21 protein-coding genes are annotated in these 17,106 nt (G+C 32.5%); all 21 read right to left on the minus strand.

What is annotated here, in order from left to right; translation table 11 throughout:
* Nucleotide 1: 1 nt before the first annotated feature.
* The 21 genes from T335_RS0117580 to T335_RS0117700 all read right to left on the minus strand — a co-directional run bounded on the left by T335_RS0117580 (nt 2) and on the right by T335_RS0117700 (nt 16,962).
* Nucleotides 2-835 carry an Hsp33 family molecular chaperone HslO gene (locus T335_RS0117580; RefSeq protein ID WP_026478696.1) on the minus strand — a complete coding sequence of 278 codons (834 nt, stop codon included), beginning with the start codon at nt 833-835 and terminating at the stop codon, nt 2-4.
* A gap of 281 nt (nt 836-1,116) precedes the next feature.
* On the minus strand, nt 1,117-1,824 hold the full coding sequence (locus T335_RS0117585) for an FAD-dependent oxidoreductase (RefSeq protein ID WP_026478697.1): 708 nt from the start codon (nt 1,822-1,824) through the stop codon (nt 1,117-1,119).
* Between the two features lie 41 nt (nt 1,825-1,865).
* Nucleotides 1,866-2,291 (minus strand): MarR family winged helix-turn-helix transcriptional regulator, encoded by a 426-nt coding sequence (locus T335_RS0117590; protein WP_026478698.1) that lies wholly within the window; start codon nt 2,289-2,291, stop codon nt 1,866-1,868.
* 177 nt (nt 2,292-2,468) lie between these two features.
* Nucleotides 2,469-2,753 carry a TetR-like C-terminal domain-containing protein gene (locus T335_RS21235; RefSeq protein ID WP_051569393.1) on the minus strand — a complete coding sequence of 95 codons (285 nt, stop codon included), beginning with the start codon at nt 2,751-2,753 and terminating at the stop codon, nt 2,469-2,471.
* Nucleotides 2,754-2,874: 121 nt separating this feature from the next.
* Nucleotides 2,875-3,855: a chymotrypsin family serine protease gene (locus T335_RS0117605; RefSeq protein WP_026478699.1), complete on the minus strand. Its 981-nt coding sequence runs from the start codon at nt 3,853-3,855 to the stop codon at nt 2,875-2,877.
* Nucleotides 3,856-4,046: 191 nt separating this feature from the next.
* Nucleotides 4,047-5,396, minus strand: a complete 1,350-nt coding sequence (locus T335_RS0117610; protein WP_026478700.1) for a radical SAM/SPASM domain-containing protein — start codon at nt 5,394-5,396, stop codon at nt 4,047-4,049.
* Nucleotides 5,397-6,072: 676 nt separating this feature from the next.
* The gene (locus T335_RS0117620) at nt 6,073-6,768 is read right to left on the minus strand and encodes a hypothetical protein (protein ID WP_156943721.1); all 696 of its coding nucleotides are present in this window, start codon (nt 6,766-6,768) and stop codon (nt 6,073-6,075) included.
* Nucleotides 6,769-6,976: 208 nt separating this feature from the next.
* Nucleotides 6,977-7,564, minus strand: coding sequence for a helix-turn-helix domain-containing protein (locus T335_RS0117625; protein WP_026478702.1), 588 nt, complete (start codon nt 7,562-7,564; stop codon nt 6,977-6,979).
* A gap of 164 nt (nt 7,565-7,728) precedes the next feature.
* Entirely contained in the window at nt 7,729-8,073 is a 345-nt protein-coding gene (locus tag T335_RS0117630) for a GIY-YIG nuclease family protein (protein WP_026478703.1), read from the minus strand.
* A gap of 250 nt (nt 8,074-8,323) precedes the next feature.
* Nucleotides 8,324-9,154: a methyl-accepting chemotaxis protein gene (locus T335_RS22880; protein ID WP_026478704.1), complete on the minus strand. Its 831-nt coding sequence runs from the start codon at nt 9,152-9,154 to the stop codon at nt 8,324-8,326.
* Between the two features lie 625 nt (nt 9,155-9,779).
* Nucleotides 9,780-10,469 (minus strand): zf-HC2 domain-containing protein, encoded by a 690-nt coding sequence (locus tag T335_RS21805; protein WP_051569394.1) that lies wholly within the window; start codon nt 10,467-10,469, stop codon nt 9,780-9,782.
* Nucleotides 10,466-10,936, minus strand: coding sequence for an RNA polymerase sigma factor (locus T335_RS0117650; RefSeq protein ID WP_026478705.1), 471 nt, complete (start codon nt 10,934-10,936; stop codon nt 10,466-10,468). Before T335_RS0117650 ends, T335_RS21805 begins: the two co-directional genes overlap by 4 nt.
* A gap of 455 nt (nt 10,937-11,391) precedes the next feature.
* Nucleotides 11,392-11,907 (minus strand): ClbS/DfsB family four-helix bundle protein, encoded by a 516-nt coding sequence (locus tag T335_RS0117660; protein WP_026478706.1) that lies wholly within the window; start codon nt 11,905-11,907, stop codon nt 11,392-11,394.
* Nucleotides 11,908-12,383: 476 nt separating this feature from the next.
* Nucleotides 12,384-12,833 carry a DUF5946 family protein gene (locus T335_RS0117665; RefSeq protein ID WP_026478707.1) on the minus strand — a complete coding sequence of 150 codons (450 nt, stop codon included), beginning with the start codon at nt 12,831-12,833 and terminating at the stop codon, nt 12,384-12,386.
* A gap of 6 nt (nt 12,834-12,839) precedes the next feature.
* Nucleotides 12,840-13,091, minus strand: coding sequence for a hypothetical protein (locus T335_RS0117670; protein WP_026478708.1), 252 nt, complete (start codon nt 13,089-13,091; stop codon nt 12,840-12,842).
* Between the two features lie 81 nt (nt 13,092-13,172).
* Nucleotides 13,173-13,325, minus strand: a complete 153-nt coding sequence (locus T335_RS22400) for a MerR family transcriptional regulator (protein ID WP_156943722.1) — start codon at nt 13,323-13,325, stop codon at nt 13,173-13,175.
* A 160-nt stretch (nt 13,326-13,485) separates the two neighbouring features.
* Nucleotides 13,486-13,809, minus strand: a complete 324-nt coding sequence (locus T335_RS0117680) for an MBL fold metallo-hydrolase (RefSeq protein WP_026478709.1) — start codon at nt 13,807-13,809, stop codon at nt 13,486-13,488.
* A 15-nt stretch (nt 13,810-13,824) separates the two neighbouring features.
* Nucleotides 13,825-14,268, minus strand: a complete 444-nt coding sequence (locus T335_RS0117685) for a methyltransferase family protein (protein ID WP_026478710.1) — start codon at nt 14,266-14,268, stop codon at nt 13,825-13,827.
* Between the two features lie 34 nt (nt 14,269-14,302).
* Complete coding sequence (locus T335_RS0117690; RefSeq protein WP_026478711.1) at nt 14,303-15,301, minus strand: NAD-dependent epimerase/dehydratase family protein; 999 nt, start codon at nt 15,299-15,301, stop codon at nt 14,303-14,305.
* Nucleotides 15,302-15,417: 116 nt separating this feature from the next.
* Nucleotides 15,418-16,029, minus strand: a complete 612-nt coding sequence (locus tag T335_RS0117695; protein ID WP_026478712.1) for a TetR/AcrR family transcriptional regulator — start codon at nt 16,027-16,029, stop codon at nt 15,418-15,420.
* 495 nt (nt 16,030-16,524) lie between these two features.
* Nucleotides 16,525-16,962: a hypothetical protein gene (locus tag T335_RS0117700; RefSeq protein WP_026478713.1), complete on the minus strand. Its 438-nt coding sequence runs from the start codon at nt 16,960-16,962 to the stop codon at nt 16,525-16,527.
* Nucleotides 16,963-17,106 lie beyond the last annotated feature (144 nt).

The following is a 17,106-nucleotide window of genomic DNA, read 5'->3' on the forward strand; positions in this document are numbered from 1 at the left end:
TCTATCCATCCTCTTTTATCTTTACTATTGATTTTAAGTCATTTGTATTAAATAAATATTTTTTTCCACATATTCCACATTCCAATTCTTCGCCTTTATTCATCAGAATTGATTGTTTAAGTTCCACCGTATCTATTGACATTAGCATACCAAAAAACATTTCCTTTGAACAGTTGCATTCTGTTTGAATGCTATACTCTTCTATTACAGTTGCATATGAAAAAATTTCATTTGTTAGTCTTGCCCACTCTACTTTACTTATAAATTTTTCATTTTTATTAATATTATCTATCACATTTATTAAATTATTAATATTTGCAAAGGGTAAAGCTTGCACCATACAACCTCGAACTTTTCCGTTGCACACCCATGTCCTAAATATCGTGTCTAACTGCTCACTCTTAGAATAAAAATCTGCCAAGCATGATTCAATAGATTCAGAGTTTAATTCTACAGTTCCAGTAAACATTCCTCCCATCCAACTTCCCCTTGTAACGGAAAGTGTTGCCCCATCACTTATTAAATCTAAAAACTCTCCCTCATACGCCATCAGTCTAGCAGAAAATATACAATGAATATTTCCGCAGCCATCTATTTCACAGTTTATAGAATATCCTTTCAAATTAAATCTCACATTTACACTTAAGCGTTGGTCTTCTGAAGTTAAAAATCCTCTTAGTAAACTACAGCTTGTAAATACCTTCGCATAAAGTTCCTTCGAAAAATCTGTTTTCATCTCCTTTAAGTTACTCTGTTTTAAAGCTTCTGTTGTGTCCACAATAAAAAATCTGACTTCCTTATCATTGGTTAATAGTTTTATTAAGTTATTCTTCATACTATTCCCTCCTTAAAAAAATCATATATCATAACGTAACGTGAGGTTCAAGTATTTTTTTCATTTAGTTTCCCTAAACGTTTGTCTAGGGAACCATAAATCGGCCACATAAAAAAGACTAGATTTCTCTAGCCCCTAATCCCAACCTATTCCTTTTCTATCAACACCACACACTCTACATGGGAGTTCCCCCCCTATCTCCTCCTTTTAAATTTAGACGAGAACTATGAAAAAACTTTTTGGGAAAAGCTGACCCACAGTATTTTCTTATTTTTTAGATTTTAATAGCCAACAAACGTATCTTTTTTTATATTTTTTTGCTTAATTCCTTTACTTTTCAATAAAGCTTCTATAGCATTAATCATGGATTTTGACCCAACAATAAAGTATTCAGCTTCATTATTATACTTAGTTATAAACTTTTCTATTTCTTCATTTAAATTTTCACGTTTAATTAAATAATTAATTTGGATAGAGAATATTTTACTAACTTTGTCTAGTTCCTCTGTATATATAAACTCTTCTCCACTATCAATGTAAAGCAATCGAATATCATTAGAAATTTCTCCAGAGTTTAATAAAAGGTCTTTTATTAAAGCTCTATAAGGAGTTATTCCTATGCCTCCTGCGATAAACAGTAGGGGCCTTTTATTTTTAGGATAAAAGGATCCAATTGGTCCTCTCATAGATATTTTCATCCCTGGCTGAAGATTTAATAAAGCTTGTTTAAATTCACTTGGTTTTTCACTAATTTTCATCGAAATCCTTATGTGACCTTCGGATGGTATTGAAGCTATACTAAAAGCCCTTGTAGGTTTATTAACCTTTGTATGATTTATTGTAAATATCCCATGCTGTCCAGCCTTCCAATTAATTTCTTCTTTCGTTTCAAAGATAAATGTATAAATGTCACCCACTTCACTATACTTTTCTTTAAGAGAAATTTCATGTTTTTTTAATATTGATAGAATATCATTTAATAAGCCCATTCTCTAATCCCTCCCCTATTTAATAGATTTATATAATAACATTATTTTCTCTCTTCACTTAGTATTATATTTGCCTTTTGAATAAGCGCAATCAGTGAATTGAAGTCCTTAGCTCCCATTTTATCTTCTAGTACTGCTATAGTTTTAAAGTATTCCTCATGTGCTGATGCAACTAATTCCTGTCCTTTCTCAGTTATAGAAACAATATAACTTCTTCCATCAGTAGCGGAAGGAACCTTAACCAAATAACCTTTCTTAACCAACTCATTAATCATAGCAGTAACTGAAGGCTTTGCAATTTGAAAAAAATTACTAATCATTAATGGAGTAATAGCTTCATCATGTTTCTGTATATAAATAAGCACCCCCATCTCACTAGAGCTAATGGGTAACCCTTTTTTTACATTCATTTGCAACCTACAAAACATAGCCATTTCATCTGCTGCAATAATAAACTTTTCTTGCATAATATTCCCTCCTATACACTTAGTTAGTTTAACTAACTAAATTGTACTATTTAAAATTTCAATCGTCAACCTTTTTATGCATTTTATGGATAATATTTAGATTTTCATTATTTATATTATATAAGATGACAAAAGCTGACTCAGAATACATTACGCACCCCTAATCAAAAACTCCCCCTAGGGAATTAGACGTTTCATAACACCATTCTCCATCAGATCACTCATTAAAGCAATCAATTCATCTGCAGTTAAGACTTTACTCTGCCTAAACCAGTAACTCATAATGCCAATCATAGCTGAAAGAACATACTCTAAAATAAAATCAACTTCTTTAGGATCTAGATTATGGTTTTCAGAAAATGCCTGTATTAATATAGGCTTTGTTGAATTTTTAAGTTTGCTTACAAAAGCAGGATTACCGTTATTCCCAAGCAAAGCAGAGATTGGAATGAAAACATACACCAAAGGAACTATTGATTTGTAGAAGAGTCTTCCCAGTATACTCCTAGTGATGAGCTTAGTTGGCCCAAAACCCATTCCTAAGAAGGAATTATCTTCAGTTAGACTTGTAATGCAATCAAGGTTAAAATCCTACATTAAATGTCTTTAAGACATATTTAATGGGGTTAAAAAAGCTTTGGTTCTCACTAGCAGCAAAAATCAATCCCACTGCCCTTCCAAAACTGTCTAGTACAAGAGAACCACTGTCACCGGGACGGCTAATCCTTTCGGAGATAATCTGATCATCAAACAAAGCAGTTATAGTTTCGTCGAGACGGGATCTTACTACTACAAAAGCGTGTACCTGCCTTATATAGCCATCAGTAACTCCGGTTGACGCCCCACTTTTAAAAACATGCATTCCTATAACAGCATCAGTTACACCCAGAACTGGACCCAAGCCTAATATTAAATCTGTAACGAGAAAGGGCTTTAATGGAATGGCTAAAGCTGCATCTATCAAGTTTATAGGAACTCCAGGTCCATATTTTTCTGAAGGAATCCATAAAATTGGTGAAAAGGCTGCCAGCCTAGCAATTACTTCATTATCTCTACCGCCATAAAGCCATCCTGGTTGTAAAATAATATCACCAATAGCAGCGCGGGTATCCAACCCATTGGTGTTATTGGCAATCACATGATTGTTGCTTAAAATGGCTATGCCACCAGGAAAAGATCCCTTCACAACAGCTCCAAATGTTCCAGAACTCACTCGGAAGTGACTAATACTTACCCCGGGAGGGGCTGGTCGGACTTTTGATTTACGAATATCGGTTACTTCCATGTCAGTAGACTGATCCTCGATGGCCCTCTTATTTGAGTCTCCCAATATTATTTTACCTATCTCAACCACATCAGTAGGAATACCATCCAGGTATTCAGGAATCATTCCCTGCTGATCAACTTCAGTCCTTGTTAACTTTTTTTCAACGCCCACCACTATAGCCAGTTGCTTAGTATCTTTTTTATTCACAGACTTGTAACCTATCCCTACAGAAACCACGCCTGGAATGCTAATCAATTGAAATTTATATTTTTCCTTAACAGATAATAATGGGTACATAGTTATTAACTCCTTTTGGTTACTCATAGATATGAAGCCATTTGGTGTTAAATATATACTATTCATCTATTATCAGTAAGTGACTAAATTTTTTCAGGGAAAACTCTGAGATTAATGGATAAAGGTATGGCTATATATTTTGAGTTTCAATCCCTTTATCAAGCTTTTCTCAGAGTCAATTTCCCCTTCTTTTATACGGCATTATTCACTGTTTCCTCAACTTTTTTCATAGCTTCTTCCCTTTCTTTATAAAATATGGGAAGCTCATTATGCAAAAGAGTTTTAACAGAATAACACACAGGCTTGAAAAAATCATCACTATCGGCTAATTTTAAAGGACAACCTCCTCCGCAAAGAAGAGAATATGTACAATCCCTGCATTCGGAAATTTTTTCAATATTACGGTTATGTATTGAGTTTTCCTTAAGTTCAATAAAAGGATGATACTTTCCGATAGAAAAGTGCTCCTTGCCAACACATCCCAAACATGGATAAATAACGCCATAGGGGTCAAATACCATACCATCTACATGGGCGTAGCAATAGGAGTACAAAGGATTCACCTTTCTACCATATACTAAGTGGTCCAGTAATGAATTCTTTTTAGTTATAAAATCGTTTATTTTCTCCCTATCCTCGTAGGAATACGTTATGTCCGAATGATATATTTCCGTCAATATATCAATTCGCTCCTTCTGAGAGTCTCCAATTAATGTAGTCAATTCAAAGGATAAATTGTCCTTATATCCTGAAAACCTCTCAAGTAGTTCTTCCCTTAAGTTAATTCCTCCCTCGTAATTACTTTTATCAAGATTCATTCTAATTCGGATATTTATACCACTTTCTAAACACTTCTCTACACCATCTATAATTTTTTTAAAGGTAGGCTTTCCATTAGCTAAGACCCTCCTGCTATTGTGGGTCTCTTCACTACCATCCAAAGTGATCAAAACTTGAGAAATATTTATAGTCAAGAGCAAATCAAGAAATTCTGTCAGATAATACCCATTGGTAAATATTTGATATGTTTTATCGGGGGCTTTATTAAAAAGATATTCCAAAACAGGTCTAGTTTTTGGAAGCAATGGCTCTCCTCCAAAAACACATATTTCCTTCACTCCCTCACCTGCAAGCTTAAGGGCGGCATCAATTTGTTCTGGAGTTATGATCTCTTTTTTTATATAGGCTTCACCCTCAAAGCAATAGGGACATCGGAAGTTGCAGTTATATGTCATCACAAAGGTGATTGCCCTTTGGTCTTTTTGCCTTTGAAGGTGCTGGTTGCGCAATACCTTCAAAATTTCATTCTTTATGCCTACTTCCTCTTCGTGGCTATTTACCAAATATCCTCTAGATTGGAGATTACTTAATAACTCAGCCTCCAAATCATTCTCTGTTACAATCTCTTCACAAGCCTGCCACTTTGATAAGGTTTCGTAAATAGGGGCATCAATTTCATCCATAGTACCTGTTAAAGAGTTTATCAACAGTTTTTTATCATCGTGTATATCTACAAATATCATGTGTTTTATTAATTTCATTCCTCTACCTCCCTAAACCTGATTGTTATCTTAAAGAAGTCTCACCCTTGCCGGCAATGCCTCATATATACTCTAAATACCCAGTAGCTTTGCTAATTTTATGACGCCATATAGTTTCTCAGCAAATTCCATGGCCATACCATAGTAATCAAAATGTTTGACAGAATGGTATCTGTGGAAAAACCCTTCTATCACTAAACATTTTAGGTTGTTGTGATAGAAGGGTTTCATAATTTAGCTTCTTTGGAAACAAATATTAAGTAAGTCATTAAGCTAAACTACTTTAATAAGCTTAGCAAGCACAGCAGTAGTGTGAACCAATAGCTACCATTTGTCCTAAATGTGCTCTTTCTTGATTCTCAGCTAAGTCTTGTAAATTCCAACCAGCTTCAATAATAGGCTTCATTTTCATAGTTTTCACCTCCTTGGTATGGCACAAAGTGCCATCGTAATTCGCTATACCATGGTATATGTGAATTATATAAAAGTAATCATTAAAAGTCAAGATATATATTGAAAATTTAGAATTTTTTTCTATTTTTTACATTTACTTTATATACTGTCGAAATGTTATCTTTTTAAACTGTTTAGAGTTCTAGTTTACCTAAAAAAATAACCTTCCCCACTAATGGGGAAAGCCATCTATTTTCTTTATAACTTGACCACCTTCGGTGAGTCAATCATAAAGTATAAAAAACATGTTCAAAACTGATAGTAATATCAAATGTATACTTAGTTCATTTACTGCTGAATAAGCAATAACAACCACAAGGCTTATAATGTAACCGGGAATAAACAGCATTTTGCATTGTATATTAAGTACTTTCCTATCTTCTAATGGCATAACCTTAAGAAGCCAATAACGTTTTTTCCAAAGATTTTTATCCTTAGTTGTTTCAGCCGGTATAAAGAGTATTGAGACAGTGATAATATTAAATATTGTTGCCACCGTTACTAATAAAGAAACGCCTATCAAGGGACTGTTGGAAAATAAGCCACCATATATAAAAGTAAATATCGTGAACAAATAAAACAAAAGCATAAAAGCTGAACCCATAAGCATTTCATGATTTCTAATTGCCATCTTCCACTCACTTTTTATCCATTCGATTATTTCATTACTATTTCGATCTTTGTAGTTATCAGATGCCACTTCTCTCTTTTTACTAACTTGGGATTCAATAAGCTGGTTTTTTGCCCACCCTTCAAAAAATAGTTTTTTTGATATTATAAATGCAATGGATATGAATAATAAGGATGTTATCAATAAAAATAATATAGCATATGAAGCCCCCTCTCCAATCACTGCAGAGTAAAAAAGTCTTATACCCGCTGTCACCGGAATTATTTCAGAGATCCATGGTTTTTCCAAAAATTCTATTATTTTTTAATATAACTAGTAGGTATATCTATACTTACATTGTTGTAATCTTAGAGTTTCCTATTTTTAACAGGTTGCATATAAAAAGCGCTCATAACCTATTTCCGCTACATTTTTCATTAATTCTCCATTTACCAAAGGGCAATATTAGCAATAACTATCTGTTAATGGCCATTTAGCCTACTGCTTTTTAAAAATATCATAAGTTTTCATATACCACTAAACCATGATTAATACAATAAGCATATAGTTTGCCACCAATAGTTATTGGAAACCTACAAGTAGGACTCTGCTCTGGATACAAACGATTTAGAAATACCCTATCACTTTTTACACAAGCAACAAAAGAAATATAATGTTCTTTAGTCATAGGATGGTCAAAGGTAACATAGTAATCCATGTCCATTTCTTCTACTGTAATTTTTGGTGCGGTAAGTTGATCCATAGGCATGATACGCTCCAATTTTCTTCCACAGCAAAAGATAGAGGCGCTTCCCGTGCTAACCAGAATATTTCCACAGGAAGGACAAACATAAAAGCGAGCTCTGTCAATATTTCCGTTGTCTGGCTTGTTAGGTGTAATTTCACCCTCCATCATTGATTTCATATCAACTCCTAAAATAGCAGATAGTTCTGGCCACAGGGATAGATCAGGGCAGCCTAAGCCACATTCCCACTTGGAAACCGTCTTATTTTGAATACCTAACGCATCTGCAATATTTTTCTGGGTAAGTTTTTTTTCTTTTCGTAGCTTGGCAATCAACTTGCCTATTTTCACACAATCCATATCTTCTACCTCCATTTCTGCTTAGTATAACATACTTACAGAAACCTTGCGTTTATTTGTACCAATATTACTGTAAGCTGCTTCAAATCAACTATATCCAATAGTTATCTCCATTTCTGCCGTCTATACGATCATAATTCTTTGACACCACAACTGTTTTTAATTCATTTCCATATCCTTCCTGCATTGGGATTAGCAACTAAACACTGCGTCTTTAAACTTTCTAGTTCTGCTGTATGATCTTCCTTTGGGTCATCATACTTTAACACTTTGATAACTGATAGTTCAAAGTTTTCTCTACCATATTCATTCCAGAGTTCCTGTAATCGTTTATTGGGATGCCATTTGGCTGCTAATTTTACATTAATACTGTTGAAGTCCGCTTTCGTATCTTTAGAAATCCCTAAAAATACATCACCAGTTTCTTTGCAGCAGTAAGATATTACACCCATTTCGGGCTGTCTGTTTTTATAGGCTTCCAAAAGTTCTTTTTTTCTTTTAATATCCATTGTCATCACCTCGACTTTATTATATACTCATATGTTTAAAAACATAATCCACGCTCTGTAGACCATATATAGCATCCATTATTCAAAAGCATTATTGCAAAAGTATTTTTATGTTATATCTTTGATTAATATGTACATCTATTCTGTCAACTCAGTCCTATTAAGTTTAGGCTCATTTTTCACCTAAAAAAACCCTCGATATGTTTCCATGAAGGTATATCGAGGGCTAAAGTCGAGAGGACAGAAAAAGCTATAGTTTTTTAGATAACTCCAAAAGTTCAAATGAAAGATTTCTTAATTCTTGCCCATTCCTAGCAACTAGCTCTGTCTGAGCAGCTTGTTCTTCGCTAATAGCTGCAAAATTTAATATTATATCATAAATTTTGTTTATATCTACTGATATCTTTTTTAATGTGCTATTAATTTCATCTGATGATTTTTTACTGTTTTGAGCAAGTTTTCTAATCTCATTAGCTACAACTGCAAATCCCTTCCCCTGTTCACCAGCTCTTGCTGATTCGATAGCAGCATTTAATCCCAATAGATTTGTAGTATCTGCTACTGACTTTACATATTCTATAACTTCGTCTAACTTAGCAATTTCTTCACGAATAGCTGTAATTTCACTATTCATAACTTGTGCATCAGAAGCTACTTCCTGCATACTCTCTGCTAACTCCTCTGAAGAGAGCATTAATTCATCTGAAAAATTTTTAAGTCGGTTAGACATACACATTACATTATCTTCATTTTCTCTAGAATTACAAATAGTAAGGGCTCCCACAACATTCCCAGTTGCTTCATTGATTAAAGGGAAACTCTCAATCATCACAGCAACTCCATATTTTTCTTTAGGATATGCAACAATTTGTTTTTTTCTTTGTTTCATTGCTTCTCTTACTGCGCCACCTTCAGGTGGAGCCGTACCTTCCATAATGTTCAATTGAAATCTTGTAGAATTTTTAACTATAACATGTTTTTCTGTATCATCCAATATTACTGTTGCATTAGGAAAAGCTGTAACATAAGCACCAAAGCTATTTCTAATTAAATCAAAAAATTGTGTATCTACTGAAGACATAACAACACTCCTCTTTCTAAACTTAATATCATAAGATAAACTAAATATATTAGACTATACAACATCATAAAGTGGTAAATATCCCTTCTAGTAAAACGCAGAAAGTTTATAATTAGTTATTTTAATTGATTACTTTCAAAATGGTGTAACTACTGAAATAATTAAATTAGTAATGATACATCTAACTGGATAAGTGCTGATGATACAATAAAATATTCTTCATTTATTTTTTTACTATTTAACTTGTAAGTAAGCAATTTTTATGCCAAAAGTTAAAATTTACTATTTGTAACCTTATGTAATAACATTTAATATTTGCTACCATCTTCTTCCCCCTCATCCTTGAGAAGTAAAACAACTTTTTGTGTATAGTTTAAAATTTATCAATATAAATTTAATTGCTTCAAATACTACATTTTAAAATAATATTTTGCTAGTAGGATTTCTAATTTTCTAGAATTTTTTTTTACATATAGCATAAAAAAAAGGGGTATTCTCCCCCTATTTTGTATATCCATTGGTTTATATAACGTTTCTAAAATATTAGAAATCAAACCTCTTGATTTCTAATATTTTAGAACTTTTTTACACATCAATCAATCCCATAGTCCATTTATAATAAAGTCTACTCTTCCCAAATGAGAATAGCATTTTGAGCAACCTTTATAAATTCTTCGTCTGCCATTTTTACAAGATCTCGATAATTATCAACTAAATAATATACTGCTGTTATATCTTCTTTAGATATTATAGGCTCTCCTTGCACACTATAATCAACCATGATAGTATTCCCTATTGAAAATTGATATTCATCTTTCTTGAAAAAATCTGAAAAATACCTAGTTAAAATAGTATCGGTGTAGTACATGTAAACAACAGTTTGATTTATTCCATCTTTTTCTATTGTTTTAGTAAGAGCATATAAAGAATAATAATTATCACCATTAAATTTAATGTCAATTACTCCATCGTATGCTTTATCTACATTTAACAGACCATCTTCATAAGAAATTGGTATTTGATAATTTATAATACCTAAAATTAGAATAATTACTGCTACTATTGAAACGATTGATACCATTACATTTTTTCTAAATAACTTCTTCTTTATTCTTTTTAATGCATCAGATTTTTCTAATTCTGTTGATTTCACGGTATCATCTTGAATAAAATCATCTTTCATACTATCAAGATATCTTTTACAAGTATCACATTCTAGTAGATGTTCCTCTACTATACGACGACTTTCATTGCTACAAACATCATCATAGTAAAGAGGTAGTAAATCTTTAACTACTTCACATGAATTTTTCATTCTAAATCCTCCCTAATTTTAAGTCTTGCACGATGAAATGTGACTCTAGCCCAGCTTTCTGTTTTTCCAAAAAGCTCAGATATTTGTAAAAATGATAGTTCTCCGAATACCCTTAAAGAGAAAACTTCTTTATAAGGTTCGCCTAAATAATGAAGTTTCTTGTGTATTTCCCATGCTACTTCTTTATTTATCAACTTTCTCTCTATATGCTCACTCTCTTTTTCTTCATAAGGATTATCTATAAATTGTTTATTCTTTTGACATAATGAAAAGTAAGTGTTTTTTGCTATTTGACACAACCAAACCCGCATTTTACAGTTACCTTTAAATTTATCTATATTTTTTAAAGCTTTAAAAAACACCTCTTGAGTTATTTCATCAGCCAAATTTCTATCACGACATAATGACAAAGTGTATTTATAGACATCATCAAAATATTGACAGTATATTTCTTCAAATTCAGCCACAACTTCACCTCACTTTCATATATAAGACTCTTGAAACTTAACTTCGTTACAACTTTTTTAAAATTTAATTATACTATTTTGTACGCTTGATGAATTATTCCATACGGAACTTTATCTCCATCCTGCCAGCTACCCTCTTTTAATTACCCCTACTTTTGTCTTACAGTAGGTAAATTAGCACTGACTTCGGGTAATGTTTTAATGTTGACTTTTCCAATTTTCACAAAAGGCAGTGTAACTATCAAAAAAGAAAAAACCGACCTCCAATTATTAGATTTTTAAGTCTAACTTTTGGAGGTCACATCATAAACTTGAAACTACCGCTGTTTTTTATCCTTCCATTTCAACACCTAATTTGATTTCATCCTTTACTTTATCATCAAAAACAGTAACCTTCTTAATAGAATAGTGAGACATTCTTATCCTTCAATTGAATCGACTTTGTATTATTCATTTTACTGACTGTTAAGCTTTTTCCATTTTCTTATTTTTGTTCGGAATGTTTTGAATGGAGCAACAGTATTAATGTGTACCCATTTCCAAATAGGCCATTTTGATGGGGTAGAAGATGCCCATTTTCTAATGTCTTGGGTGAATAACTCATCATTGGAAAAATTATTTATCCAAATAATCATTTGCTCCGTGCAGTTGCTAAATAGCTCCTTTAGCTCAAATAAAGAGTATTCTTCGTACTCTTTATAAAATTTTTCATATAAACCACCAAGCTTGTTCCACTTATAATTATAAGCTGGGGTAATTACTTCTTTTCCTTCCAGTTCATCTTTGTCCCAGCTCATAACTAAGTTCATCCAACCTAATTGGTAGGCTATCATTTGACCTGGTGTACGATCAACACCTTCAATATGCTTATTTTTGTCATTTTCATTAACAGCATCAAATTCGCTGATAAATAGTTTTGCTGTTTTTTCTATTTCTACAATAAGGTCTTCTTTGTTTTTATAAGTAGGCATATTAAACCCTCCAAAACTCATATAATTAATTTTTGTTTCACATTTTCCAACAACCGTCATTAATACATTTTCTAAATTACTCAGCTATATCCGTAAAAGTTAGCCCCATTACATAGTAATAACAAAGTCTTCCTTCGGAAGATTTATAGGATGACTTTAGGTGAAAAAACTAAGCGACTTACACAATTTAATCCATTAAATTGGTTATCTGCTTATCTTAAAACTCATTACGTAAAGTTCTCTTATTTTAATAATAATTAAAGTCGAACTTTCCTATTCGTTAAAAAAACAGTCTTTTCTGTTTCCTAGAACTTAAGAGATTCATAACTCTAACATCTAAAACCTGATGAAACCTTTAATTTTACCAGCTAATTTTTCTTAAGAAGACAAACAGTTTCCCCATGGGCTATCACATTAATCTTATGCTGTAAACAGGTGAGTTTCATCTTTCTATGAAAATGTGATGGGGACGTTGATTAATCCCTGAGATCATTTCTTATTTGTTCTTTCCATTTTTTAATATTTTCGATTGCATTTTCTTCTCCACCTAAATATATATCTTCAATCGTCATAGACCAAAGTCTTAGTTCTCGCTTTCTTTCTTCGTTTGGAATGGGGTTTGTTATTTTACCTATTGATTTTACTATCTCTCGATTTTTCATTCTAACATATGATGTATCCCAATTATTATCATAAGCATCAATAAATAGATTCACTAAATGCTTATATCCTTCTTCTGTATAGTTTGAAGGATGTTGTATCATATAACATGAAACAAGCCAAAAATGCAATTCATATAGTTTGGGATCATTATGTTCCCAAACAAGAGGGAAGCCGAATAGCTCATAACATGAAAATCCGTCTGTCTCTCTGGTTCCACATTCTGTACACCTACCAGATTTCATAACTGTATTATTATCAACCATTTATTATCAACCTTTCATTTGCTCATCATTCTCTATTAACTTTATAGTAATTTTATTCCAATATTCCACCCACTCCTTTGCAGCTGTATCTGTCTTTAAGGTTTGATTTCTATAACAGTCTTTCAGCTTATCAATAAAATTAAGCCATTCATTAGCCAAATCTGTTTCTGGGTTGAAGCTATCTAGTTTACCCTTCAAATTATTCAACTGTTCTTTTGTAAAAAACTTGTCTGCCGATGAATTGATAAAAGGAGCCATCTCTAAAATCTTCACATGACAAAGTAATGTTCTCTTTAAACCGTTGCTTTATTTTGAGCACCTGCTCAAAAATAGCTGTTTTTATAATATTTCTTCTTTTATATTATTAACGTGAATTTCTACCAATTCTCTAACATCAATGTTTTTAGTTCTAATTAAATCAGTTATTTCCTCAAGATTAAACCCCATATCCTTTAAGGCTATTATTCGATATAGTTCTGTAATACTCTGCATATTATATAATCATAATTTGCTTTTGTAATCTTTAGAGTTTTCACCTCTTCCCATTTCAATTTAATGAGTTTGTCAATATAGAGCAAAAAAGCTAATTAAAAATTATCTAAAGATGATATATAAAGATACATATCGCTTCTCCAAAGCCCAGTATCCAAAACTAATTTCTGGATAATAGATATTTCAATATAGCTCCCTCTAAATCCTTTTCATGATCGTCTATATTTTGCTCTGGATGCTCTTTAAAGGTAGCATAATGCATTCCAAGGCTTAGCTTAGATGCTAAAAGTTTATGGACCTTCACTGCATCCTCAGGATTCATATGTTGCTTTTCCATATACCATCTCTTCTCATAGTTTCCTATTGGTAAAATTGTTAATCTAAAGCTATGGATTTCTCCCTTAGGCTCTACAATGCCGTCATCATATCCAGTATCCCCTGTAAAATTATAGTAAAATTTAAAAGCTATTAGTAAATATTCCACTATCACCCCACTAACTTAAATCCATCTTCTAACATTAGCTTTATATTCAAGGTATGTCTCTCCAAATTTTGCCTCAAGTATTCTTTCTTCGAATCTTATATACCATAGGCTTGTGATAGTGAAAAATCCAATAACTACAAAGAAAGGAGAGATGCTACCTAATACTGCTGCAAGACCTAAAAGCATCAGAGAAAAACCTAAATACATTGGGTTTCTAGTAATTTTATATATGCCTTCAGTAACCAGAAAATTAGGCTCACTAAAAGTCATTTCTGTTGTACCTTTCCTCCTAAAAATTTTAGCACCAGAAGCGGTTATCCATCCTCCTAATAAAATCATCCCAACACCATGCAGTTTAAATGAACCCGGTATAAAAACTCTTATTGGAAACAGTAAATCCAGCAATATCATAGAAACTATACAGAAAATAAATAATACTGGCGGTAATAAATTTTTCATAAAAATCCCTCCTATAGGTTAAAGAACTGTTTTTTTATTTAAGGTATTCATTCTCTTCAAACCATCGAACTGTATCAAATATTGTCTCGGTAAGAGGTCTAAAGGTTAATCCTAACTCTTTCTTTGCCCTAATATAAGAGTAACCCTTCTGATTTTTCAATTTGCGAAGTTCATCTCTTCTTGGTATTGGCGAAGGCTTTCCTGTTATTTTCGATCTTATGGACATCAGCCCAGACATAATCATCATCATTTCGAAGCTGGGCTTACGTTTAGGAAAAGGTCTTCCTGATTCCTCAGATAGAATTTGAATTATTTCCTTAACTTCATAGACATTTCCTCCTACTATGTATCTTTCACCATTTTTTCCCTTATTAATAGCGGCTACAATTGCCTTTGCAACGTCTCTAGCATCTACAACCACTGCTTTCACTGGTAAAACTGCAGGCATACTTCCTTTTAGAAAACTTAATACAAACTCCGCCATCCTTGTAAGACTATAATCCCCAGGTCCCATCATGATTGCAGGAAGTATTGTTATAACCCTAGTATCTGGATAATTTTTCTTAAATTTTAAAACAAATTTCTCAGCATCAATTTTACTTTTGAAATATGGGTTATCGGTGCTGTCGTCGTAAGGAGCATTTTCATCGGATACTTCTCCACTAGAAGTATCCAATACACCCGTGGAGCTTACATAGATTATGTTTCTAATTCCCCTTTCATAGGCTTCCTTAAATAATAGCTCGGTTCCTTTAACATTAATTTCGTATAAAAAGTTATCCATATTGCCCTTCTTAAAAAATTCTGTAAAGTAAGCTCCAGCATGGATCAAAGTATCACATTTTTCTAGTTCTGAAGCAAAGCTAGTTATATCTTTCAAATCCCCTTGAACAATCTCCACTCCATCAGATAGTAATTTTTGTGCTTTTTGATAAGATCTTGCTAGAAGTTTTACACTATGATTGTTTTCCAATAGCTCCTTTACAACATTACTGCCTAATAATCCTGTACCACCAGTTAAGAAAATTTTCATTTAATCTCCTCCTTTATCTTGTTTTAACCAAACATTCGGTTAATTATTTTGCAAAAAAAAAACTTTATGTTCTAGAAGTTCAGGTGGAGTAAAACTCCATCTGAACTAATGTTTCTTTATTTATGTGAATTCAAATGTGTCTTTTTAAATGCCTCCATAAAATAATCCATCAGCTTATCTTCATCAATATTAAAATATTTGCACCATTTATCCTTTAAAGTGATAAAAGAAATAATAGGGATTATTCCTGTAAAAAATTCGTAGACAAAGAAACTCTCCAGCTCTTCTTTTGTAAAGTCTTTATTATCTGTAAATTGCATAATACTAGACCCTTCATGGTTAATGATGACTTCCGCACACTTAAAAAGGGCATCAGATGAGTTCCCACTTTTAAGAGCCTCCATAAAAAGAATGGATAGTATCCTTTCCTTACAGCTCAGATAGTCTATTTCAGCTATTATTTTATCCTCAAACTTCAATTGGTTGTCAATTGCATCCTGTTGATTAATCTTGTTAATATGCTCCTCAACTTCTTGGATGATATTTTGAAATAATGATTCGACAATGTCGTTTTTATCTCTAAAATGATAATAAATAGAGCCTTTATTAATACCTGTTTCTTTAGCAATTTTCTCTACACCAGTACCATCAAAGCCATTTTCAGAAAACAGCTTTTCTGCAACCTGTAAAATACGTTCTTTTGTTAACTCCCCATCTGTTTTTGGCATGATATCACTCCTTTATTTTTTACCAAACATTTGGTTAAATAAAATATATATTATTTATAATCTTATGTCAAGGCTTTTTCATCAAAAATCTGTTTTTCCCTGCTACTTCAATTAGTTTAATTACTCTTCCCTAATTAAAGTTATATGCTAAGCATGAAAATACTATAGGAATATACTAACAACAACTAATTAATGTTTCATTTCTTTAAACATTTTCTCAAAATTTCATACTTATTCGTAAAATAGCTTTATTCTGCCAAATTTCTTTCCCCCTCTAAAGAAAAATCCCCCAAATTCTTGGTCTGAGGGGGAACATATATTCATTATAAATTTTTATATAAACCTTCTACTCCACTGATTTCAACCTACTTCTTCTCTATCAACACGACAGCTTCAACATGGCTGGAGAGGACAGAATGAATGTAGTCCACTCTACCATATGTCCCGTACATTTCTCTATTTGTTTCTTAAATGTATTTGTGTTTTCCAATTTCTTCAGCTAGCGTTTATAATATGCTTAAACTTACCACTTTGAGGATACTGCTTTGGTTCCTCCTTAGATAGAGAAATCTGTACATGGTGAATACCGTGGGAGGCAAGGAACTTTCTTAATGCAATGCATGATGATTCAAATGCTTCTTCTTTGTTATGACCGTTTTTCGGATTAATTCTTAATTCCAATTTATTATCCTTATGAGCCACAACTTGGAATCTTTGGATTTCATGGACCTCTTTCAGTACAGCATAGATGGCAAGGGGAGGGATTTTTATTTCTTTTCCATCTTCTACAAATGTGACAATATCATCAACACGTCCCTCGAGGGTTACCCAAGGAGAAGGATTTCCACACTCACAAGGTCCATGATGCATTACCACACGATTGGTAATCTCATAACGAATGAATGGCTGTGTATAATTAAATAAATTCGTCAATAGAATTCACCACACCATATAAAATAAAATCCATATACTCTTTTATCTCTGATTTTATTTCTTCGAATTGTTCAAAAAACTGATCAGGCATCTCTTTATAGGTTTCTAAATATCTGTTAATAATTGCTCTAGTATAGAGGGTAA

The sequence above is a fragment of the Alkaliphilus transvaalensis ATCC 700919 genome (genome assembly GCF_000621485.1).
In the GTDB taxonomy this organism is placed as follows: Bacteria; Bacillota; Clostridia; order Peptostreptococcales; family Natronincolaceae; genus Alkaliphilus; species Alkaliphilus transvaalensis.